This window comes from Polaribacter sargassicola (genome assembly GCF_021991835.1).
Taxonomy (GTDB): Bacteria; Bacteroidota; Bacteroidia; order Flavobacteriales; family Flavobacteriaceae; genus Polaribacter; species Polaribacter sargassicola.
This window is the reverse complement of the sequence record NZ_JAHDAU010000150.1, coordinates 1-308: the sequence shown is the minus strand read 5'-3', so window position 1 is coordinate 308 and position 308 is coordinate 1. Positions and strand designations below refer to the sequence as shown.

The window sequence follows — 308 nt, the reverse complement described above, 5'->3', positions numbered from 1 at the left end:
GTCGATTTGCTTCATCCGCTGCGCCAGCTTGTGCGGTGTGAAGTTCTTGTCACGGTTATTCACGGCTTTGAACTTGCTGCCATCAATGGCCACGGTGGCTTCGCTGAACAAATCAAGCTGGCGACAGAGGGCCACAAACCGCCGGCAGACATTGCGGATACCTTTGCCGTTGTCCCGACGAAAGTCGGCAATCGTTTTGAAGTCCGGGCATAAGCGGCCGGTCAGCCACATCAGTTCAACATTCCGCCCAGCCTCTCTCTCCAGTCGCCGACTCGACTGGATACGGTTCAGATAGCCGTAGATGTAGA

General features: G+C 55.5%; 1 protein-coding gene. It reads right to left on the bottom strand.

The genetic code is table 11. The features are described 5' to 3' along the window. A partial coding sequence (locus KI686_RS16255; protein WP_237590367.1) for a transposase occupies positions 1-308 on the bottom strand: 308 nt, incomplete at both ends.